Origin of the sequence: Neobacillus bataviensis LMG 21833 (assembly GCF_000307875.1) — a bacterium.
In the GTDB taxonomy this organism is placed as follows: domain Bacteria; phylum Bacillota; class Bacilli; order Bacillales; family Cytobacillaceae; genus Neobacillus; species Neobacillus bataviensis.
On the sequence record NZ_AJLS01000055.1, the window covers coordinates 75,319 to 93,915 of the forward strand.

The following is an 18,597-nucleotide window of genomic DNA, read 5'->3' on the forward strand; positions in this document are numbered from 1 at the left end:
GGATTTTCATATCTTTTATTCCTCATCAAGCGATAAGTCTCTAACAGGAAGCTTTTCCCCTTCTTGATGTGTTGGTTTCCGTAAATTAAACAGCGCTTTTATACAGAATACCACTAATACCACTACACCAATAAGGAAAATGGTGTCAGGCACCGCACGCCAAGTTAATAATGTTTGCACGATATCCTTTTGCAGGAAGGAAGCAGAACGAGATGTAGCGTATCCGTGATTGAAGGCTTCTTTAATTTGGATGATCCCGACTGGAAGCAGGGATAAAAAGACCATTCCGGCAAGGCCAACGTTTAACATAATACAGCTGAATTTAAGCCACTTATCGGTTTCTTTCTTAAGACCCGCTCTAATTCCTCGATAAACAATAAACAGCCAGATAAACATACCGGCAATCAAGATCAGTTGCCAAATGCGTCCAAGCTCGATATATTCCCAGCCAGAGTGTCCAAACAAGAACCAGTTATTTCCTAAGTAGCCGTTTGCTCCAAGCCACTCACCAACCATACTACCGACAACAAGGACAACCAACGCCCAAAATAAAATATCGACGAGTAATCCTTGTTTCTTTGGCTCGTAACCGCCGACAAGCGGGGCAACGTAAATACCCATCCCAAGCCATGCCGTTGCAATCCAGAAAATAGCAAGTTGCAAATGATACCCTTTTGTAATATTGAACGGTAGAATATCATGAATCCACTTTATTCCAAAGAAACTATCAGGCTCTATGTAATAGTGTGCTAGTAATGCCCCAAACATGCACTGGACAAGAAATAAGGCTGAAACGATAACAAAATATTTGCCGCTCTTTACTTGAGAGCTTGTCACAGGCATTTTCCGTAAATCAATTTGAGGGAAATTTCCGTCTTTATATGCTTATTGCATACTAAATTGATAGCGGTAGAAAACAAATAAAATAATTCCCAGCACTAAAACAAAAATGGTGATACTTGCACCACTCCACTAAACAGCAGAGAAGGATAAGTGGTTTCCGGCATCTTCGTAGTAAGGCCAGTTATTTGTATATGTGATGTTATCCCCTTTCCGAACTGTACTAGAAAGCCAAGCTGTCCAGAAAAAGAAATCAGATATTTGTGTAATTTGATCGCCTTTTGCAACATAGGCACGATCTGTTTTCGGCATATCGCTTTCTTTAATAAGATTTGCCTTTAATCCCCAGTTGTCACCTTTCGTAAAGATTTCTAAGTAATGCGCTCTTACCTTTTCAAGCCCGAAAGCTTGTGCATCTGTTAGCACCATCGTATCTTTATTACTGTCATAGCGATTTTTGCGCATTTCTTTAATTACGTTATTTTTAATAACGATTTTTTCATCTTCTTTTAATGAAGAAAAGTCTTTTCCAAACTTGTCATTTGCTTTAAAATCCTGCATTCCTTCCGTATAAAGCTTTAGGGATTCAGCCGTATAGTCTGGCCCCATATAGGAACCGTGTCCTAAAACGGTACCGTAGTCCATCAATCCGTACTTTTGAAAAACTGCCTGTCCCCCCATAATGGAATCTTTCGTAAAAAGAACATCACCTTTTTCATTCGTAACCTCTAGCGGTCTTGGGGCTTGTTCTTTAAATATCCAATAGCCGCCAACAAGTAAAACGGTGAAGCTAATTAAAATGGTGGCAATTAATACAGATTTTAAGAGGCCATTTTTATTGGTCTTCAACACTTTATTGGTTGACGTCCTGTGTTGTATTTCCATGCTATTCATCCTTTCTATTTGCAATACAAACTGTATTTTAGCTTTGAAAAAGACAGCATAAAGTGAAGATCTTCATTTCATCGCTGTGATAATTGTCACACTTGAAAAACTTTTTTCACAAAGTCACAATGAGAATTATTTTCAATAAATATGATCTACCTATGATGGAGGTCACATATTCGATTTTCAATCATTGCTACAATGTAACTAAATCGAATTAATAATATGAAGGTGATGTTAATGAAGCAGGAGGACATAGTAAAACGGTTGTCCGAAGTCCCTATCTTCAAGGAATTATCTGCTGAAGAGCTTGATCCAATCGTAAAAATTGCACAGACTCGCTTTTATAAACACAAAATGTATATTTTTATGCAGGATGATCGACTTGACCGCGTGTTTTTTATTCATAGTGGGAAAATCAAAATTTACAAAACCGATCAATCAGGTAAAGAACAATTAATTTCCGTCCTGGAACCGGGAGAAATGTTTCCGCATGCCGGCTTTTTCAGAAAAGGGAATTTCCCAGCGCATGCTGAAGTGATGGAAGATGCGAATCTCATTGTCATTCCAATTGATAAATTTGAAGAAATCCTCCTAACCTATCCGGAACTTTGCATTAAGCTTTTTAAAGTGTTGGGAGAAAAGATTGTTGACCTGCAGGGAAGATTGGAAGCACAAGTTCTCCATAATACGTACGAACAAATTATCTTACTTCTTATTAGACTATGTGAATCAAATGCTGAAAGGATCGGGGATGGTTTCAAGCTGACAACCCAGTTCACCAACCGGGAATTAGCCAATATGATTGGCACATCAAGAGAAACCGTCAGCAGAACCATTAATCATGTAAAAAAGAAGGATTTTGTGATCCAGGATGAAGACGGGTTTTACTTAATCAACCGGGAAGCATTACAAAACGAGGTATTCTATTAATAAAAAAGTTTTTTCAATTAAAAATAGAAGGAGCTGTAAAGCAAATGGAACAAAGAATCATTGAAATAGATGTACGTGAGGATTTAAAAAATAAAATAGAACCCTTTCAAAAAATTATGGAAGCTGTAAAGGAATGTAAAGAAGAGAACGATGTTTTTATTCTTCATGCTCCGTTTAAGCCTGTTCCCCTTTTCGCGGTATTAAAGGCACAAGGGTTTACACATGAGGAAGAAGAACTTGATAAGAAGCATTGGAAGGTAACGTTTACTAAGAAAGGATGACCTGAAATGATATTAGATAATCGTGGTTTAGAGCCGCCTCAGCCAATGATGAGGACCTTAGCAGCCTTAGAAACACTTGGGGAAAATGAGGTTTTGACGATTATTAATGATAGAAGACCGATGTTCCTTTATGAGCAGCTTGAAGAATTAGGTTACCGGCAGCGCACAGAACCACAAGACGATGGAAGCTTTAAAATCGAGATCTTTCGCTAAGAAGGTGTACTATTATGGTTCCTCAAAATATGGGGAGTGAAACAAATATTAAACTTCCTTTCTCATTTATCTTTTTTAGTTTAATTTCACTTGTCCTTTCCCAAATTCTATTACTTGTAAATGGACAATTGATGGCAGACGGGAGCTTTAGGATCCCGCAAATCTGGTCATCAGCCCATTTATTAGTGCTGGGCTGGGCGTTAATGGTCGCAATGGGTGCGATGTACCAGCTGGTACCTGTGGCATTCCTAACGAAAATATGGAATGAGAAATTCGGTTTTGTTCAATTTTTCGTAACTGCAGCCGGCATTGCCACATTCTCGGGGATGCTCTATTGGTCACCGAAAGATGCCTTAATACCCGGTATCATCACATTAATTGGGATATTAATGTTTTTATTTCAAATGTTTATGACTTTAAAAGCACAAGCGAAACCAACCATTTTAACCGCATTTGTCGGGACGGCATTAATTTGTTTGTTTATGACGATTTCATTAGGGATTACATTGGTCTATTGCTTAAAAACGGGGTTTGGTGCTGAATACTATCAACCGATTTTTAAAAGCCATTTATTAATGGGTGTTACCGGCTGGTTTACCCTGTTAATTTTCGGATTTTCCTATAAGATGGTACCAATGTTTTCTTTGTCCCATGGATTCCCAATGGTACAGGCAAAATATGTTTATGGATTTTATGTTACCGGTCTTGTTGCAACATTGATTTCTTTCTTTACCGATAGCAGTATCTTGTTGAAATTTGGGTTCTTTTTATTATTTGCAGGCTTTTCCATTTTTAGCTGGCATATTAGCATTATCATCAAAAAAAGATTAAAGAAAAAGCTGGATAAACCATTTACGTTTTCTTTAATTGCCATTGGGTTAGGTTCTATCATTCATTTGGCCGCATTTGTATTATTGTGGAGTCACCATTTTAGTGCACTTATCGGCCCGCTTATCTATCTTTATCTTTTACTTTGGATTGTCCTAAGCATTGTCGGATATTTATATAAAATTGCTCCATTCCTTTGGTGGACGTATAAATACAGTAATGAAATTGGTAAAGCAAAGGTTCCGACGTTAAAAGAGATGATGAATGAAAAAATCATTACCCCTGTCCTTTCCATCTTTATTGCGGCAGTTCTTATTGTGTTTTGTGCATTGGCCATGAAGTCAGCCCTGCTCTTTAACATTGGACAGTTCGTACTATCAATCATGTTTATCATAATCGCAGTTAGTATCTTAAGCGTTCTAAAAAAATAGTGAGGTGTTTATCATGAATTTAGAAGAAAGAATCCTTGAAGAATTAAAAAGTGTTTATGATCCGGAATTAAATATCAACGTTGTGGATTTAGGCTTAATTTATGGTATTGGGATTACTGATGAGAACGATGTTACCATTACGATGACCCTGACAACACCTGGATGCCCGCTTCATGACAGCATTACAAGAGGTGTACGCTATTCTGTCGAAGGAATCGAAGAAACTAGAAATGTAGAGGTTAATCTTGTCTGGGAGCCAGCTTGGTCACCTGACAAAATGACCGCAGAAGGGAAAAGTTATTTAGGGATGAGATAAACAGAGAAAAGCTGAAGCTGGACAAAAAAGCAGGAAGCACTCGTAAAGAGAGCTTCCTGCTTTTTTAACCTTCTGTTGGTGTTGTTGGCAGTGCTTCTGTAACACTTTGTAAAACAAAAGAATCGATTTCTTCATCTATCATGATATGAACCGTTCCCCGGTCATGCTCACTTCGAATTAATCGTCCTATACCCTGACGCAACCTGAGAAGCATATACGGTAAATCAACCTCTAAGAATGGATTATCTACCCCTTCTCTCTTTGCCGTAAAAACCGGATCATTTGGCGGGAAAGGAAGTGAAAAAATCAAGACATTTTCAAGTGATCTTCCTGGAATATCAAGACCTTCCCAGAGATGAATGGAACAAAGTATCGCATGCTCCTCATTTTGAAATTTCGAAACGAGAGTGCTGATCTCCTCTTCCCCTTCAAAATAAATGGGATAGGAAATGACCCCTGCCATCTGCTTTTTAAGCTCTGACAATTCTTCCTTATTATTTAAAAGAATCAGGGCCCGGCCTTCTGATTGCTGTACCATTTTTATCAGATAATAAATTTTATCTTCCATGCTGCCTTTTGGAAACCGCGGGAGGAAGATGTCCATCTTTTCATCATAGGCAAATGGTGAGGCAACTGTAAAGGATAGGTAATCCTTCACCCCAAGACTATTTGCAATATAATCAAAGGATTTTTGATTTGACAGTGTTGCTGATGAGAATATAAACGGCTTTTGCTGTGAGAACACTTCTTCACGCATCACTTCTTCGACCATTTTCGGCATAATTACAAGTGTCCGTTCGCCGCCACCTTCTTCAAACCAGGTGATCCCGTTCAGTTCTTGTAGGAATAGTGATAACGAGTAGGTGATTTGCTCCAAATATTCCTCAACAATTTTTAAATCATATTCATTAATGACAAATAACTCACTTTCAAAAACAAGCTCCTCTTCCAAGGCTTGCAGAGTTGAAAGTAACTTCCTGCACGTCTTTAATACCAGGGGATGCTTCGTAATGATTTGTTTTTCAGAGCCTTTTTGCAGCACAGAAAATTGGGAAATGGAGTCAAAAAACGCTTCATTGTCTAAAAGGGCATCTTCTATCGTGTACAATGTTTTTTCACGGACTTCATTTTCCATTAACCTTGTAAGGAGTGTATCCAACGTATAATCTGTAAAACGGTAGCTTAATGCTTTTTGCGCCGCATATTCCAGAAGATGGCCTTCATCAAATACAACGGAGGAATGCTCCGGTAAAAGCGGCAGCTGTCCCTCACGCTTTCTCGATTCCTTTGTCCAAATATGTTCCATATAAAAGTCATGAGAACAGATAATTAAATCAGTTGAATGTCTGTAAAATTCCCGGTGCAATGTCAATCCGCAGCGATGACGTTTATCACAGGAAAAACAATCCTGCAGAGGATCCCAATTGAGATTGCTCCATAATTCATCAGTTAAATGAGGATAATCGCGTCTGTCACCGTATCTTTCAAAAGACTGCATTGAGCCTTCCATGTGGATAAAATCGGGCAGTTTTTGATAAATATCGGATATCTCATCTGAAAAATCTTGATTCCGAACCTGATCAAGTTTCTTAAGACACAAGTATTGATCCCGCGATTTTGCCAGGCGAGTATCAATATTTAACCCAAGTACCTTCTCAAGCTTGGCAATATCCCCTTCTTTTTTCACTAGCTGCTCGATAAGAGACTCGTCCGCACAGGCGATTACTGCGGGCCTATTTGTGTACCTTGCATACATAATGGAATAGAGCAAATAAACAATTGTTTTCCCGGTTCCAACACCCGCTTCTGCGAACATTATTTTTTTATCCTTGAAGGCTTTTTCTAATTGAAAAGCCATATAAATTTGTTCATCCCTTAGTTCAAATCCGGCTTCAGGCAAGATATCATAAAATAGATCACCAATCCACTCGGCTAATTTATCATAAAAGGATTCTGTTTTGGAAACTTCAAACGGCATCCGGTTTTGCATGTTGACCCTCCCCTAAAAAGAATAGCGCCAAAAATGACGCTAACTGTTAATCATTCTTGTATGGTTAATTTGTTTTAATTACTTTGACGTGGAGGTCTTTTTCCCCAATATTGATATAAATCTGTACGGATAAATCCATTAAACAGTTTGCGTTTCTTTGTTGCTGGTTTACCGTAAAGTTGCTCAAATCCTTCATTCGAGGTCATGATATAGATGGACCAGGTGTCAAGCTTACTGAATGCCTGTCCCATTTCCTTATACATCTGCTCCACAGCCTTTTTATCCCCCAGTCGTTCACCGTAAGGAGGGTTTCCAACAATCACCCCGTATTCCTTGCTTGTTGAAATATCTCTGACCTGCATTTGCTTAAACTGAATGATATCAGCAAAACCAGCCTCGAAAGCATTCTCTTGAGCGATTTTTACCATTCGGTGGTCAATATCAGAACCGGTAATGTCTAAAGGCTGATCGTAATTTGCCAAATCTTCGGCTTCATTCCGTGCTGCATCCCAAATCGTGGGTGATATCCATTTCCAGCCTTCTGAAACAAATTCACGGTTAAAACCTGGTGCAATATTTTGTCCGATCATTGCCGCTTCAATCGGAATTGTCCCTGAGCCGCAGAATGGGTCGATAAAGGGACTGTCAGCCTTCCAATTAGTTAACATCACAAGGGCGGCTGCAAGTGTTTCCTTTAAAGGAGCTTCACCTTGGTCAATACGGTAGCCACGTTTATGAAGCCCTTGACCGCTTGTATCAATGGTGATGGTTGCAACATCCTTTAGCAAGGCGACTTCAATCCGGTAAAGGGCACCTGTTTCCTCAAACCAGGTACTCCGTTTATAGTGTTTTTTCAGACGTTCCACTACTGCCTTTTTGACGATCGCTTGGCAATCAGAAACACTAAAAAGTTTCGATTTTACAGATTTCCCGATGACAGGAAATTCCGCATCTTCAGGCAGGAATTCTTCCCATGGCAGTGCTTTAGTCTTTTCAAATAATTCATCAAAGGTAAATGCCTTGAATTCACCCACCTTGATTTTTATTCTGTCAGCCGTTCTGAGCCACAAATTACTGCGGGCAATTGCAGTTTCGTCCCCTGTATAGGTAACCTTGCCATTCTCAACCTCACAGTCGTAACCTAACGACCTAACCTCTTTTGCTACTAAGGCCTCAAGTCCCATCGCCGCTGTAGCAATTATTTGATAATTTCCCATTTTTTCACCCTTAAAGTTAAATTGTTATGTATGTTCCATTTTCTATTTGTTAAGATATATTCGCTACCATTATTGACAAAAAACTTATCTGAAATGCAATTATAACCAATAAAAAAGCTCCCCATATCAGGAGAGCCGTTACATCCTAGCATACTATCCCATTAATAACGTTCTGTAAGCCATGTTCTGTACCAGAGTACTGCAAACGGCAAAAATGCCTCGTACTTAGGTGGTAATCATCTATCTACAGATCCTCATTGGAATCTGTCCTTCTCCTCGTTCAATTCCTCAGAGAAAGCGCCCCTACCATAATTTGGGTTTCTCGCTCGTGGGGTTTACCCGTTCCACCCTTTCTATTTCTAGAAAGGCTACGTCACTGTGGCACTTTTATAGGTATTCATACCATATCCAAGAAGGACTTAGGTATTTTCCCGGCCGTCAGCTGAGTATACACCCAACTGCCCTAGCTTATCTTTTCGCTAGGCACGAACACTACGAGCATCTCAGCCCGTGCGAGCATGGACTTTCCTCAACAAATAGCATGAAGCTATATTGCAGCGATTACCCGAACGTCATTAATGATACTTTATTATTATATGTATTTCCTGCTGTTTATTCAATAGTTTTTATTAGGAAATCCCGGTACAATTTGTCAATCGTATAATTTACTGCCAAAAACATGCTTTTCCAGATTAGATAATCGTTTTAAAATATCAAAATTTGTCGTACCTGCAGGTTGCGCCACGGGCTGTCGCTTCGATGACTCCTCAAGCTGTTTACGTAGTCTTAGGTTTTCTTGCTGCAGATCCTCTATTTCTTGATGGAACGTTTCATAATCTTTAATAATTAAATCCAAGAATTTATCGACATCTTCTTGTTTATAACCTCTAACACCTGTCTTAAACTCTTTTTCTAAAATATCCTTAGCTGTTAATTTCACTTTATCAGCCAACATTCAAATCACCTCAAGTTTAGCCAATCATTACCTATTATTTTTTCAAAAATAAGTCCTTTTGTCAATTTCTTTTGTTTTTAAATTAAACTGCCTATAAATTCCCTAAAAATCAGACTGTTTAATTTGCTCTTCCTCCACAACCATTTGTAAATCGTAAAATGTGATCAACTCAATTGGGTATGACTGTTTTCTCTGATATTGAACGGCCATTTCGTATATATATTTCGGGCTACCTTCCTTTTCTTGATCGTAAAGAAGAAGGAGTCCATCGCTCTTTTCGATAAAGAATTGATTTTTCAAGCGAAATTGCCACGGCTTCTCATACCCCTTTTTCGATACGGAGTCGATGTAATCTGCCCCAGCCAAAACAGATTCGTACCATTCCTTATTTATTTCATTCCAAGATGACTCTTGGTCAAGAAACGGCGTGATTACTGCTAGCTTTAACTCAGGAAACTCCATCTGCAAATCAAATACAACCTCTGCTGCCCAAAGCTCTACCCCCAATTGACCGCTGATCAAAACCCATTCTAACCCTTCTTCGATTATTGGCAGCAATGATTTCTTTAATGCAGCCTTAATATAAAAAACAGATGGATGGTCTTTTTTAAAAATGCCTAATTCAAATGGTTTATAACCTGAAATGGCCAGTACTTTACTCAAGAATGTTCTCCTTACCTAAAATTTTTTTTAAAATGGACAAACATTTTTTTTTAAAAAGCATATCATAAAAGTAAACAACAATAAAAAGCAAGGGCTAAAGAGCCCTTGCAAATCACATAAACCCTGTTAAGGTCTAGGTCCCATAAATGGTCCCGGTGCGAAGCCTGGGCCGCCTGGTGCGAAGCCTGGGCCTCCAAACCCTGGGCCTCCCATTCCAAAACCTGGACCTCCTGCTCCGAACCCTGGACCTCCCATTCCGAAGCCTGGGCCTCCAGCCCCGAAACCTGGGGCACACGGGTTACAACAGTTGATATGCTGATTGCATACATCTTCACAGCATGAAGCCGTTTCTGTACAGTAATGTTTATGTTGGTACATATGATGATTGACAGTTGTAACGTGTGTTGGATGAATATGCGGCACCACCGTTGTTGAGAAAGTGTTGTTCACAATCTGCTGAGTCGGATGAATGACTGGCGGTGCGAAATTTGTTCCTAGATACATATTTTTGCTCTCCCTTCAAATATTCTGTTTACATTAACAGCCTATGATAGGGGAGTTACTCTTGTACTAAGGAAAATACCTATTTTTCATTCAACAGACGATATTAGGTAAAATAATTTTTATGATTTTCTTACAGCATCGAATAAAAGCTATCTTTTAAGCTTGTAAAAACAACGGCAGTAAGGCAGACAACGATAAAAAATAAAAATAAAATCGTTTTATACATATTACCAGCTCCATAAGGTTTTAATGGTCGCTTTTTCACAACCCAATTTCACATTTTACCGTTTTCATCTAGGATAAACAATATGGAATTACTGGATTTCATCATAAAATTATTAAGATTTTGTGACATATTTTCGTTCTAGCCGTTTTAGCCTTTTTTCAAACTGATCTAATGTCATGTGACTCTTCCATTTAGTCGGAGTATTAGATTGTGTTATTTGTGTTATCGCTTTCTGACAATAAACTATAGCAAGTTTATAATCTATAATTCGATGCTCATGAATTTTAGCAAGCTCCAATAATGCCTCTGAGCTCATCTGAATTTCACCGCAATCGACAACCTCAAGGAACAATTTCCGCGCATTTTCCCAATTCCGTTCTTTTTTGTGCTGAAATGCCAAAATATGCTTTGCCTGATAGGATGTAGGATCTTTGCCGTTTGTCAGTTTGCTTAATACTTTTTCTGCTTCGTTTTTTTCTCCTAACGAGACAAACCAACGCCCCACTTCATAGATTTCAGGTCTTGTTTGATTCCGGTCAATCCCATGAAGTTGGAAAGTTAAATGGCTGTATAATGTAACGAGCGATAAAATGTCGATTTCATTATGTTTAAGAACTCCGAGCATGCCTTCAGGCTTTTTACTTTCAATAAAATCAAAATAAATCATAGGCGCCAAAAAGCCGGGAATATCGTCCGTTCTTTCCACCCCTAAAACCTCTTTCTCCACAATTGCCAGTTTCATCCGGTCTAATTTATGTTTCCAAAGTCTTCTTGCCGCATGAAAAAGATCAAAATGACCAAATTCAGGCAGCTTCGGAACATGCTCCCTTACAAGGGTATGCCTTGTCTTTACCTGGGGCCAATCAAACGATTTTCCATTGTAGGTAACAAGCGTACGATAATTCACTTTTTCTAAAAAGCTTTGATATAGAGGAACTTCTGCACCCGGATGCGGTAGAATATGCTGTCTTAGGACTAACTGGTCACCTGCAATACTGGCATATCCAAGAATAAAAATCGTATTCCCAACCCCGCCGCCAAGTCCGGTTGTTTCCGTGTCAAAAAAGAACAAATCTCCAGCCTGATGACCCTGTGCCGATAATGGGTGACTGATTGGCTCCTTATTCCAAATGTCAACTGCAGTGAGAAAATCTCGAAAGCAATAATGCCCGTGCTGTTGTGAGAGTGGATATTTCACTTCCCTTATTAAGCAATAATTTTCATCGATAAAATAGGGATAAACATTTTCTTGCTCCCATTTTTTACGAAAAGGCACTTCCGTTACTAACGGAACGGAGGGTTGCAAAATTTTTTCCGGTGCAGTCCGGGCGGATAAATGAGGCTTTAGGCGATCTAACTTACTCTTTAATGACATGGCAGTACATCCTTATCAAGATTGGAAGGTTGTAAAAACGCATCAATTATTTTTAAGACATCCATTTTTGCCATTTCACCAACGGTGTCTGCTCCAATACACGAAGGACAGCCAGACTCACATTGGCAGCTATTAATCATTTTCCTTGTTTCAGCAAAAACCTCTGGCATCCCGCCATAAATTTTTTCACTTAAACCAATTCCTCCCGGATACCGATCATAAAAAAAGACAGAAGGCTTTTCATTATGATCTGCTTTTACTTGCGGGATGACATGAATATCCTGCGGGTCAGCCATCACGAATAATGGTGCAATATGATTTAACGCATGTGCCGTCCCAACAAGACCTTGCTCCAATCGTTCATGCCCCAATTCAGTTAGCGGCTTATTTAATGAAATCCATGCTGCATTCGTATGAAGCTCCTCTTCCGGGAGATGAATCGGGCCTGACCCGATATTTTCATGTGTTTCGAATTTAATCTTTTTAAAAATGGTTGCCATCGCCCTGACACTAACGTCCCCATAGCCGATCTCAGCTTCCACCATTGATTGAAGCTTGTCTTCCTCCAACACCTTTAATTGGACAGCTAAATTAGCATCGGTAAAATAGTCGACATCTACTTCCCTGACAAACGCCTTTTTCTCCTCCCAATCAAGTTTCTCTACCTGGAATTGCGTACCCTGATGTAAATAAATAGCTTCATCGTGGAGAAGCGTCATTGCGGAAAAGCGATCCATTTCGCCAATAACTTTTACATTCGCTACATCTGATTGATCAACAATAATGACATTTTCCTGTGAGGCAGATCGTAAGCTAATGTTATGTGCCGGAAAAGAATCATTCATCCAATACCATTTATCTCCATTACGGTAAAGAACCCGTTCCTCTGTTAAATACTCTAGCAATTCATCGGCCTCGACATTACCAAACTGTTCTCCCAGCTTAAATGGGAGTTCATAGGCCGCACATTTCATGTGATCGATTAAAATAATGAGGTTATCGGGATTAATTCTTGCTGTTTCCGGACTTTTATTAAAAAAGTAATCGGGGTTCTGAATGATATATTGATCGAGCGGGCTAGAACTCGCCACCATGATGACTAGTGCTTCTCCATGCCGTCTTCCTGCTCTCCCAGCTTGCTGCCAGGCACTGGAAATAGTCCCTGGATACCCTGTCATGATACAAACCTGCAGCTGGCCGATGTCGACACCTAATTCAAGGGCATTCGTACTGACAACCCCATAGATGTCTCCTGAACGCAGACCCTTTTCAATTTTTCTTCTTTCAGTTGGCAGGTATCCACCGCGATATCCCATGATTGATTTTGCACCCAACTGATTTTTCACCAATTCCTGGAGATAAGTTAGTATAATTTCTACTCTTACCCTGCTTCTCGCAAAAATAATGGTTTGAATTTTATTTTTTAATAGTTCACCAGCAATTTTTCGAACCTCTAAGGTGGCACTCCTTCTTATATTCAATGGTTTATTGACGATTGGCGGATTATAGAAGAGAAAATGCTTCGTCCCACTTGGTGCACCGTTATTATCAATTAAACACATTTTTTCTTCCGTAAGAATTTCGGCGTGCTCCAATGGGTTTGCAATTGTTGCAGAGGTGCATATAAACACAGGATTACTGCCGTAATAATGGCAAATCCGTTTTAGCCTTCTAATGACATTGGCTACATGGCTGCCAAACACGCCGCGGTAAGTATGGAGTTCATCAATAACAACAAATTTAAGATTTTCAAACAACGATACCCATTTTGTATGGTGCGGCAGGATGGCCGAGTGGAGCATGTCAGGGTTTGTAATCACCACATGCCCCGCCTGTCTTACCCTTTGCCGGATATTCGCTGGTGTATCCCCATCATACGTGTAGCTGTTAATCTCAACACCCGCAGCTTGTATGATTTCATTAATTTCACTTTTTTGATCTTGGGCAAGTGCTTTAGTTGGAAACATATACAGCGCCCTTGATTCAGGGTTTGCAAGAATCGTTTGCAAGACTGGCAGATTATAGCAAAGAGTTTTTCCGGACGCCGTCGGAGTTACCGCAACAATACTATTCCCGTTGGTGATTTTCTCATATGCTGATTGTTGATGTGTATACAGCTTTTCAATTCCCTTACTTTGCAGGGCTTTTATTAACACCGGATGTAAATCTTCTGGAAACGACATTTCCTCTGCCGGCTTTTCTTCAATAGTCTTCCAGGTGACAATATTCTCTTTAAATTGATCATTTATTTTTAAATCATTTAGTATTTCTTGCAGGCTCTTTTTTATTTTCATGGTCTCACCTCATACCCTTATTTTACCGAATGAACGTTCGTTGTTAAAGTATTATAAGAAATTTATTATCGTTATCCTGCTGGAACATTCCTCCAATCAAAAATGAAAACATTTCTTCTTTAAAAAAACATGAAGGAATTTAAACATTTGCCGAATATTTGGTACAATAGATGGTAACTGAAAAGAAGTTGAAGGTGATAGAATGAAAATAGAAGAAATCAAAAGGGTACTCGCTGTTTTTACTCTTTTTCGCGAATTAACTGATTTTGAATTAACGAAGGTCGCTGATATCGCAATTACGAGGGACTGGCAAAAACAAAGTCATGTTTTTCTTCAGGGTGATCCGCTTGAAAATGTTTACTTTGTTTTTGATGGTAAAATCAAAATCTATAAGAGTGACGTGAACGGGAAAGAACAAATTGTTGCTATGGCCAAAAAGGGTGAAATGTTCCCACATGTCGGATTTTTCAGAAAAGGAGAATACCCTGCCTATGCAGAGGTACTTGAGCCATCAACGCTTATTGCTGTTCCAATTTCAAAATTTGAATCAGTATTGATTGAAAATCCCGAGCTTTGTATCAAGGTATTTAAGGTGCTTGGTGAGAAAATAGTTGATTTGCAGGATAGACTTGAGGAACAAATTCTTAATAATACATACGAACAAATTGTCAAGCTTCTCATTAGACTTGCGCAAAATCATGGGATGGAGCAAGAAGATGGTACAATCCTATTAAAGTCTGAATTCACTAACAAGGATCTTGCCAATATGATTGGAACTACACGGGAAACGATTAGCCGCACGTTAACAAAAATGAAAAAAGATGAGCTAATCGAAGTAGATGAGACCGGAAATATGATTGTCGATGTCGAAATTCTTATGGAAGAAATAAACTTAATTTAATGGTGAAACACCGCTGCTACGTTTGCAGCGGTTTTTTTCGATTTATGTTTTGCGATAATTTGACGGCACCTACCTAGATTTTCCGCATATTATAGGAAGTAAAATATTGGAGAGAGAGGGAATGATTATGTCATCCAAGCTTCCGAGTGATAAAAACAACCCAAAAAAGCCGATTCCTGAACCATTTCGTGAACTAGTAAAATCGATGAACGATTTTTTTACTGAAAAACCAGTCCGTGGATTTTTACAATCCATTGATGACTTTTTCAAAACCCCATTTCCGGTTACTGCAGGTTTTCCGGTGGAAACAGTTGAAACAGGAAAGGAATATATTATTTCAGCCGAGCTACCAGGTATAAAAAGAGAACAAATCCAGTTAAATATTACCGGAAACTATATAACAATTTCTGTTGAAAATAATGAGTTAGAAACAGTGGAAAATGATCAATCACAAGTTTACCGTCGAAAATTTGTTCGACAACATTCGTCAAGAACGATATCCCTCCCACATGCAATTAATGAAAAAATGGTGAAAGCATCGTACCGAGATGGCTTATTACAAATTCGTATCCCACAAGAAAAAGGGAAGATTATTGAAATTGAAGAATAAGCCATTAAAACTAGTAACTTGAAATGAGAAAAGACGGCTTATGAAAGCCGTCTTTTCTATGTCGCTTTAAAGAATCCTCCAAAACCTTTGACAAGCGAGGAAACTTGGTTTACCGCATTCACCATTGTCCCAGCTGTATTAACCATTTTATTAAAATCCACCGACCCGTCCTGTGATTTGAAGGAATTCATGATGGATTTCACACCGCCTGGTTGTTTCGGCAGCATGTTTTGTTTTGGATAGGGGTTCATCATTGGATACCCATTCATTGGCATAAAGGGCTGCTGTTGAACCATCTCCTCCTTCGGCTGTAGCGGGTTTTGAAAAAGAAACTGGGAATCCTTTTGAGAATACTGCTGATTCTGGTATGGTACATTTTGGGGCACGTATCCCGGTTGATAGTTTTGCGCAAATGGCTGCATACCTTGCGGGTAGTATGGGTTTTGCGATTGTTGGAAGGCCATCCAATCATAATTTTGAGGCTGCGTTTGATATGGAATCGGTTGATTTCGATTAAAAAAATGTTGCTGGTTCCATTGTTGACTATTTGGAACTTGGTGCATCATTTGCCCCGAGTATCCATAATGAACGTATTGATTTGGTCTCTCTTTAGTTAACATGGGCAAACATCTCCTCCACAAATATCTCTATTACAGATTATGAAGGTTCGAAATGAAAGGTGATTATTTTAAAACTTTTGTTAATGTCTAATTAAGAGAGATTTTGTCTAAAGTTTAAATATTTTAAAAACTAGAAATCCTTTTATTTCGTGTTAGGATAAAGAAAATGATGAAGGAGGAGCTATTTATGAACATTCGTGAATTAAAAGGCAAATTTATTCAAAGTCGGGATTACAACACAGATGACGTTAACACACTAATGGATTTTGCAAAGAAAGCGTATATTCACAACGAAATTAGTATCAAAGAATATCGCCTTCTTGTCCGCGAGCTTGAAAGCCAGGGCGCAGGATTACCTGAAATGGATAATGAAAACTCCCTCATCAAACATTCTTAAATCATCATTTAAAGAGATGCAAAAAAAAGCATCTCTTTTCTATTTTATTGCTTAATCTCTTTTACTACTTCTAAAAGAAAATATTCAACGGTACGTTGGGAATTTAAGAACCTTGATTTACTAGTTTTCGAAAAAAAGGCTTGAATGGAAAGCTGTTCGATATGTTCTGAAGTCGTATCGATCTGCTTCAAATGCAGGTATTTATGATTTGACCTGGAAAGCCATTCATTCATTACCTTTTTCCACTGATCATTAATAACACTTACTTCATTGGCAAATGGTTTAATGACATCCTCAAAATCATGTGTAATTCCTTTCTCTCTTCCCTCTTGGTAATACTTTAAAAATAAACGGTTATACTCTAATAGTTTTTCCGTTAGGTAAAGAATTTCTTCAGACATTTTCATATTTCCCTTCCAAATCTCCAAAATAAAAAGTAGCAAAGGTTCATTATGCTACTCTCATTCAATACTATCATGTTTAGTTGTAATTAAAAGCCTAATTCTAGCTTTAATGGTTTAGGGATCTGGTTTAGGTTCGAATCAGGAAGGTCATTAGCTATTTTATATTCCATGTCAGACAGCATTTGGACAGGGACAGATATTTTTTCTTGCTGCTCCCTGTTTAAATTAATACGATGGTCGGAGAAGGATGCCTCTAAAACTGACTCCAATTCCTCTAATTGATCGTATATTTCCGTAAGCATCGTAAGTAGTTTTTCCTTTTCGGACAATGGCTTATTCATTATTAAAACCCTCCCATGCGATTTTCTATATGGTATTATTCTCCTTCTATCCTTGACATCCTTCCCACTTGACAAAACTAGAAGAAGTTCGGCAAAGAAAGTGGCAATTTGCATATATTCCGTTAACTTTCGACAGAATAGTATTGGAGGTGTTTTTATGTCAAAAAAGAAAAATCAAACCAATAAACAAACACAATCTGAAACAGAAAAAAGAGTAGGCTATGGCGATAAAAAAATAGAAGGGCCAGACAGACCTTCAACATAGAAAAGCGGAAGGCGCCCGGAGCTGGACAATATGAACTAGAATGAAAAAAGCAAGGATTCCCTTCCTTGCTTTTTTTATTTCCATTTTTCCAATTCCAATACCTTGTGAATCGAGAGCAATAACTGCAGCTGATTTGATTTCGTAAAGTACCAATCGGTCAGATGAATGGGGTGTCGGTGCCGTACGGGGTGATGAAGCCACTTGGGAGAGACTCTTCGGTGTTTGCTCCAATCTTCATAGATGTGCTGATTATGCGCAATAACAGGGAAACTCGTCCGCAGCAACGGTGTATTACGCTTGGTCTTTATTTTAAAATATTGTTCGTAATCATATCTTGAACCTGTATGAGGAGTCTTTTCAGCGAATTCTAGAAAATAAGGAAACAGTCTCGGATGGAAAAGAATATTTGCCAGTCTTTTTCCTAAGTTAATCCTTTTAGAAAGAGATTTAAACCCGTTTGCACTAGCCCCATAAACTTCTCCTCCACATGTTGGAAATAGGACACTACTAAAATGAAGCCAGTCTTGAAAGGAAAAAATCATTGACCGAAATACCTTTTTCTTATAGACGGGATGTTCAATAACCGGAGTTTGGATGACATTTTGCTCATTAATAATTAATGCAGTTGTTAACCGTTTCCGGTCATTCTCCTTCCAATACCCATACCATTCTTTTTGGATAAATGCTGAAACATTGAAATAAGGAAGTAAATGAAACATTGGCCGATTTATTTTCGTCGAATATTGGTAGAGCAATAACTGGGGGAAAACATCATGGAAAATAAGCCAATTGGCCCGCTCATATGTAAGGAATAGCTGTTTTCTCACCTTTACATCTAATAGTTGAGGGAAAATGGATCCTTCGAGGTCACACATATTCCATCCACCATTTCTAGAAACCATACTAGCTAGAAAGGACCATATAATATCTGGATTCTTTTTAAAAAAATGAAAGTAGGCGTTAGTTCTCGAGATATTATCGATATTCCTTTTTCCCGTTTCACTTCGAATTTGACGGATGATTGTTTGTTCCTGTATTGTAAGATGATTCATATTCATCTTCCTTATATTTTTAGTAGAGTTTAAGCAAAAATGATATTAAAATCATG

Annotated in this window: 19 protein-coding genes, 1 other RNA gene and 1 pseudogene; 8 read left to right on the forward strand and 13 right to left on the reverse strand. The window is 38.6% G+C overall.

What is annotated here, in order from left to right:
* Window positions 1-15 precede the first annotated feature (15 nt).
* Window positions 16-1,725, reverse strand: a pseudogene (locus BABA_RS08820) (cbb3-type cytochrome c oxidase subunit I).
* Window positions 1,726-1,965: 240 nt separating this feature from the next.
* On the opposite strand from BABA_RS08820, the gene BABA_RS08825 reads away from it, so the two are divergent.
* From BABA_RS08825 to BABA_RS08845, 5 genes are read left to right on the forward strand one after another with little or no spacing between them, the layout of a single operon-like run.
* Entirely contained in the window at window positions 1,966-2,658 is a 693-nt protein-coding gene (locus BABA_RS08825) for a Crp/Fnr family transcriptional regulator (protein WP_007084817.1), read from the forward strand.
* 44 nt (window positions 2,659-2,702) lie between these two features.
* Window positions 2,703-2,939, forward strand: coding sequence for a DUF2249 domain-containing protein (locus BABA_RS08830; protein WP_007084818.1), 237 nt, complete (start codon window positions 2,703-2,705; stop codon window positions 2,937-2,939).
* Between the two features lie 6 nt (window positions 2,940-2,945).
* Window positions 2,946-3,152 (forward strand): DUF2249 domain-containing protein, encoded by a 207-nt coding sequence (locus BABA_RS08835; RefSeq protein WP_007084819.1) that lies wholly within the window; start codon window positions 2,946-2,948, stop codon window positions 3,150-3,152.
* A gap of 14 nt (window positions 3,153-3,166) precedes the next feature.
* Window positions 3,167-4,411: a hypothetical protein gene (locus tag BABA_RS08840; protein WP_007084820.1), complete on the forward strand. Its 1,245-nt coding sequence runs from the start codon at window positions 3,167-3,169 to the stop codon at window positions 4,409-4,411.
* A gap of 13 nt (window positions 4,412-4,424) precedes the next feature.
* The gene (locus BABA_RS08845) at window positions 4,425-4,727 is read left to right on the forward strand and encodes a metal-sulfur cluster assembly factor (protein WP_007084821.1); all 303 of its coding nucleotides are present in this window, start codon (window positions 4,425-4,427) and stop codon (window positions 4,725-4,727) included.
* Window positions 4,728-4,791: 64 nt separating this feature from the next.
* On the opposite strand, the gene BABA_RS08850 is transcribed toward BABA_RS08845, so the two are convergent.
* From BABA_RS08850 to BABA_RS08880, 8 genes are all read right to left on the reverse strand, one after another.
* A complete protein-coding gene (locus tag BABA_RS08850) occupies window positions 4,792-6,717 on the reverse strand; it encodes an ATP-dependent DNA helicase (protein ID WP_007084822.1) in 1,926 nt (641 codons plus the stop codon).
* Between the two features lie 74 nt (window positions 6,718-6,791).
* On the reverse strand, window positions 6,792-7,934 hold the full coding sequence (locus BABA_RS08855; protein WP_007084823.1) for a THUMP domain-containing class I SAM-dependent RNA methyltransferase: 1,143 nt from the start codon (window positions 7,932-7,934) through the stop codon (window positions 6,792-6,794).
* 170 nt (window positions 7,935-8,104) lie between these two features.
* Window positions 8,105-8,507: RNase P RNA component class B (gene rnpB / locus BABA_RS26455), an RNA gene on the reverse strand.
* A gap of 79 nt (window positions 8,508-8,586) precedes the next feature.
* A complete protein-coding gene (gene gpsB, locus BABA_RS08860) occupies window positions 8,587-8,889 on the reverse strand; it encodes a cell division regulator GpsB (RefSeq protein ID WP_007084824.1) in 303 nt (100 codons plus the stop codon).
* A 102-nt stretch (window positions 8,890-8,991) separates the two neighbouring features.
* Window positions 8,992-9,552 carry an SLOG family protein gene (locus BABA_RS08865; RefSeq protein WP_007084825.1) on the reverse strand — a complete coding sequence of 187 codons (561 nt, stop codon included), beginning with the start codon at window positions 9,550-9,552 and terminating at the stop codon, window positions 8,992-8,994.
* 126 nt (window positions 9,553-9,678) lie between these two features.
* Window positions 9,679-10,056, reverse strand: coding sequence for a CotD family spore coat protein (locus BABA_RS26000; RefSeq protein ID WP_007084826.1), 378 nt, complete (start codon window positions 10,054-10,056; stop codon window positions 9,679-9,681).
* A 338-nt stretch (window positions 10,057-10,394) separates the two neighbouring features.
* Window positions 10,395-11,657, reverse strand: a complete 1,263-nt coding sequence (locus BABA_RS08875; RefSeq protein ID WP_007084827.1) for a ribonuclease H-like domain-containing protein — start codon at window positions 11,655-11,657, stop codon at window positions 10,395-10,397.
* Window positions 11,648-13,951 (reverse strand): DEAD/DEAH box helicase, encoded by a 2,304-nt coding sequence (locus tag BABA_RS08880; RefSeq protein ID WP_007084828.1) that lies wholly within the window; start codon window positions 13,949-13,951, stop codon window positions 11,648-11,650. The genes BABA_RS08875 and BABA_RS08880 overlap by 10 nt, the downstream gene beginning before the upstream one ends.
* A gap of 202 nt (window positions 13,952-14,153) precedes the next feature.
* Here BABA_RS08880 and BABA_RS08885 point away from each other — a divergent pair, with 202 nt between their 5' ends.
* Both BABA_RS08885 and BABA_RS08890 read left to right on the forward strand, forming a co-directional pair.
* Window positions 14,154-14,852 carry a Crp/Fnr family transcriptional regulator gene (locus tag BABA_RS08885; protein ID WP_007084829.1) on the forward strand — a complete coding sequence of 233 codons (699 nt, stop codon included), beginning with the start codon at window positions 14,154-14,156 and terminating at the stop codon, window positions 14,850-14,852.
* Window positions 14,853-14,979: 127 nt separating this feature from the next.
* Window positions 14,980-15,462, forward strand: coding sequence for an Hsp20/alpha crystallin family protein (locus BABA_RS08890; RefSeq protein ID WP_040345806.1), 483 nt, complete (start codon window positions 14,980-14,982; stop codon window positions 15,460-15,462).
* 56 nt (window positions 15,463-15,518) lie between these two features.
* Here the strand turns inward: BABA_RS08890 and BABA_RS08895 are convergent, their stop codons facing one another.
* The gene (locus tag BABA_RS08895; RefSeq protein ID WP_007084831.1) at window positions 15,519-16,082 is read right to left on the reverse strand and encodes a YppG family protein; all 564 of its coding nucleotides are present in this window, start codon (window positions 16,080-16,082) and stop codon (window positions 15,519-15,521) included.
* A gap of 187 nt (window positions 16,083-16,269) precedes the next feature.
* Here BABA_RS08895 and yppF point away from each other — a divergent pair, with 187 nt between their 5' ends.
* Window positions 16,270-16,479: a YppF family protein gene (yppF, locus tag BABA_RS08900; RefSeq protein ID WP_007084832.1), complete on the forward strand. Its 210-nt coding sequence runs from the start codon at window positions 16,270-16,272 to the stop codon at window positions 16,477-16,479.
* 44 nt (window positions 16,480-16,523) lie between these two features.
* Here yppF and BABA_RS08905 read toward each other — a convergent pair whose 3' ends face one another.
* From BABA_RS08905 to BABA_RS08915, 3 genes are all read right to left on the reverse strand, one after another.
* The gene (locus BABA_RS08905; protein ID WP_007084833.1) at window positions 16,524-16,880 is read right to left on the reverse strand and encodes a DUF1798 family protein; all 357 of its coding nucleotides are present in this window, start codon (window positions 16,878-16,880) and stop codon (window positions 16,524-16,526) included.
* Between the two features lie 89 nt (window positions 16,881-16,969).
* On the reverse strand, window positions 16,970-17,224 hold the full coding sequence (locus BABA_RS08910) for a hypothetical protein (RefSeq protein ID WP_007084834.1): 255 nt from the start codon (window positions 17,222-17,224) through the stop codon (window positions 16,970-16,972).
* A 339-nt stretch (window positions 17,225-17,563) separates the two neighbouring features.
* Window positions 17,564-18,541: a DUF2515 domain-containing protein gene (locus BABA_RS08915; protein ID WP_007084835.1), complete on the reverse strand. Its 978-nt coding sequence runs from the start codon at window positions 18,539-18,541 to the stop codon at window positions 17,564-17,566.
* Window positions 18,542-18,597: the final 56 nt, after the last annotated feature.

Bases quoted from the DNA above. Each gene is read 5' to 3' on its own strand.
- gpsB (WP_007084824.1), bottom strand. From the start codon at position 8,889: ATGTTGGCTGATAAAGTGAAATTAACAGCTAAGGATATTTTAGAAAAA.
- BABA_RS08825 (WP_007084817.1), top strand. From the start codon at position 1,966: ATGAAGCAGGAGGACATAGTAAAACGGTTGTCCGAAGTCCCTATCTTC.
- BABA_RS08880 (WP_007084828.1), bottom strand. From the start codon at position 13,951: ATGAAAATAAAAAAGAGCCTGCAAGAAATACTAAATGATTTAAAAATA.
- BABA_RS08850 (WP_007084822.1), bottom strand. From the start codon at position 6,717: ATGCAAAACCGGATGCCGTTTGAAGTTTCCAAAACAGAATCCTTTTAT.
- BABA_RS26000 (WP_007084826.1), bottom strand. From the start codon at position 10,056: ATGTATCTAGGAACAAATTTCGCACCGCCAGTCATTCATCCGACTCAG.
- BABA_RS08855 (WP_007084823.1), bottom strand. From the start codon at position 7,934: ATGGGAAATTATCAAATAATTGCTACAGCGGCGATGGGACTTGAGGCC.
- BABA_RS08830 (WP_007084818.1), top strand. From the start codon at position 2,703: ATGGAACAAAGAATCATTGAAATAGATGTACGTGAGGATTTAAAAAAT.
- BABA_RS08895 (WP_007084831.1), bottom strand. From the start codon at position 16,082: ATGTTAACTAAAGAGAGACCAAATCAATACGTTCATTATGGATACTCG.
- BABA_RS08910 (WP_007084834.1), bottom strand. From the start codon at position 17,224: ATGAATAAGCCATTGTCCGAAAAGGAAAAACTACTTACGATGCTTACG.
- BABA_RS08885 (WP_007084829.1), top strand. From the start codon at position 14,154: ATGAAAATAGAAGAAATCAAAAGGGTACTCGCTGTTTTTACTCTTTTT.
- BABA_RS08890 (WP_040345806.1), top strand. From the start codon at position 14,980: ATGTCATCCAAGCTTCCGAGTGATAAAAACAACCCAAAAAAGCCGATT.
- BABA_RS08835 (WP_007084819.1), top strand. From the start codon at position 2,946: ATGATATTAGATAATCGTGGTTTAGAGCCGCCTCAGCCAATGATGAGG.
- BABA_RS08875 (WP_007084827.1), bottom strand. From the start codon at position 11,657: ATGTCATTAAAGAGTAAGTTAGATCGCCTAAAGCCTCATTTATCCGCC.
- BABA_RS08905 (WP_007084833.1), bottom strand. From the start codon at position 16,880: ATGTCTGAAGAAATTCTTTACCTAACGGAAAAACTATTAGAGTATAAC.
- BABA_RS08840 (WP_007084820.1), top strand. From the start codon at position 3,167: ATGGTTCCTCAAAATATGGGGAGTGAAACAAATATTAAACTTCCTTTC.
- BABA_RS08845 (WP_007084821.1), top strand. From the start codon at position 4,425: ATGAATTTAGAAGAAAGAATCCTTGAAGAATTAAAAAGTGTTTATGAT.
- BABA_RS08915 (WP_007084835.1), bottom strand. From the start codon at position 18,541: ATGAATCATCTTACAATACAGGAACAAACAATCATCCGTCAAATTCGA.
- yppF (WP_007084832.1), top strand. From the start codon at position 16,270: ATGAACATTCGTGAATTAAAAGGCAAATTTATTCAAAGTCGGGATTAC.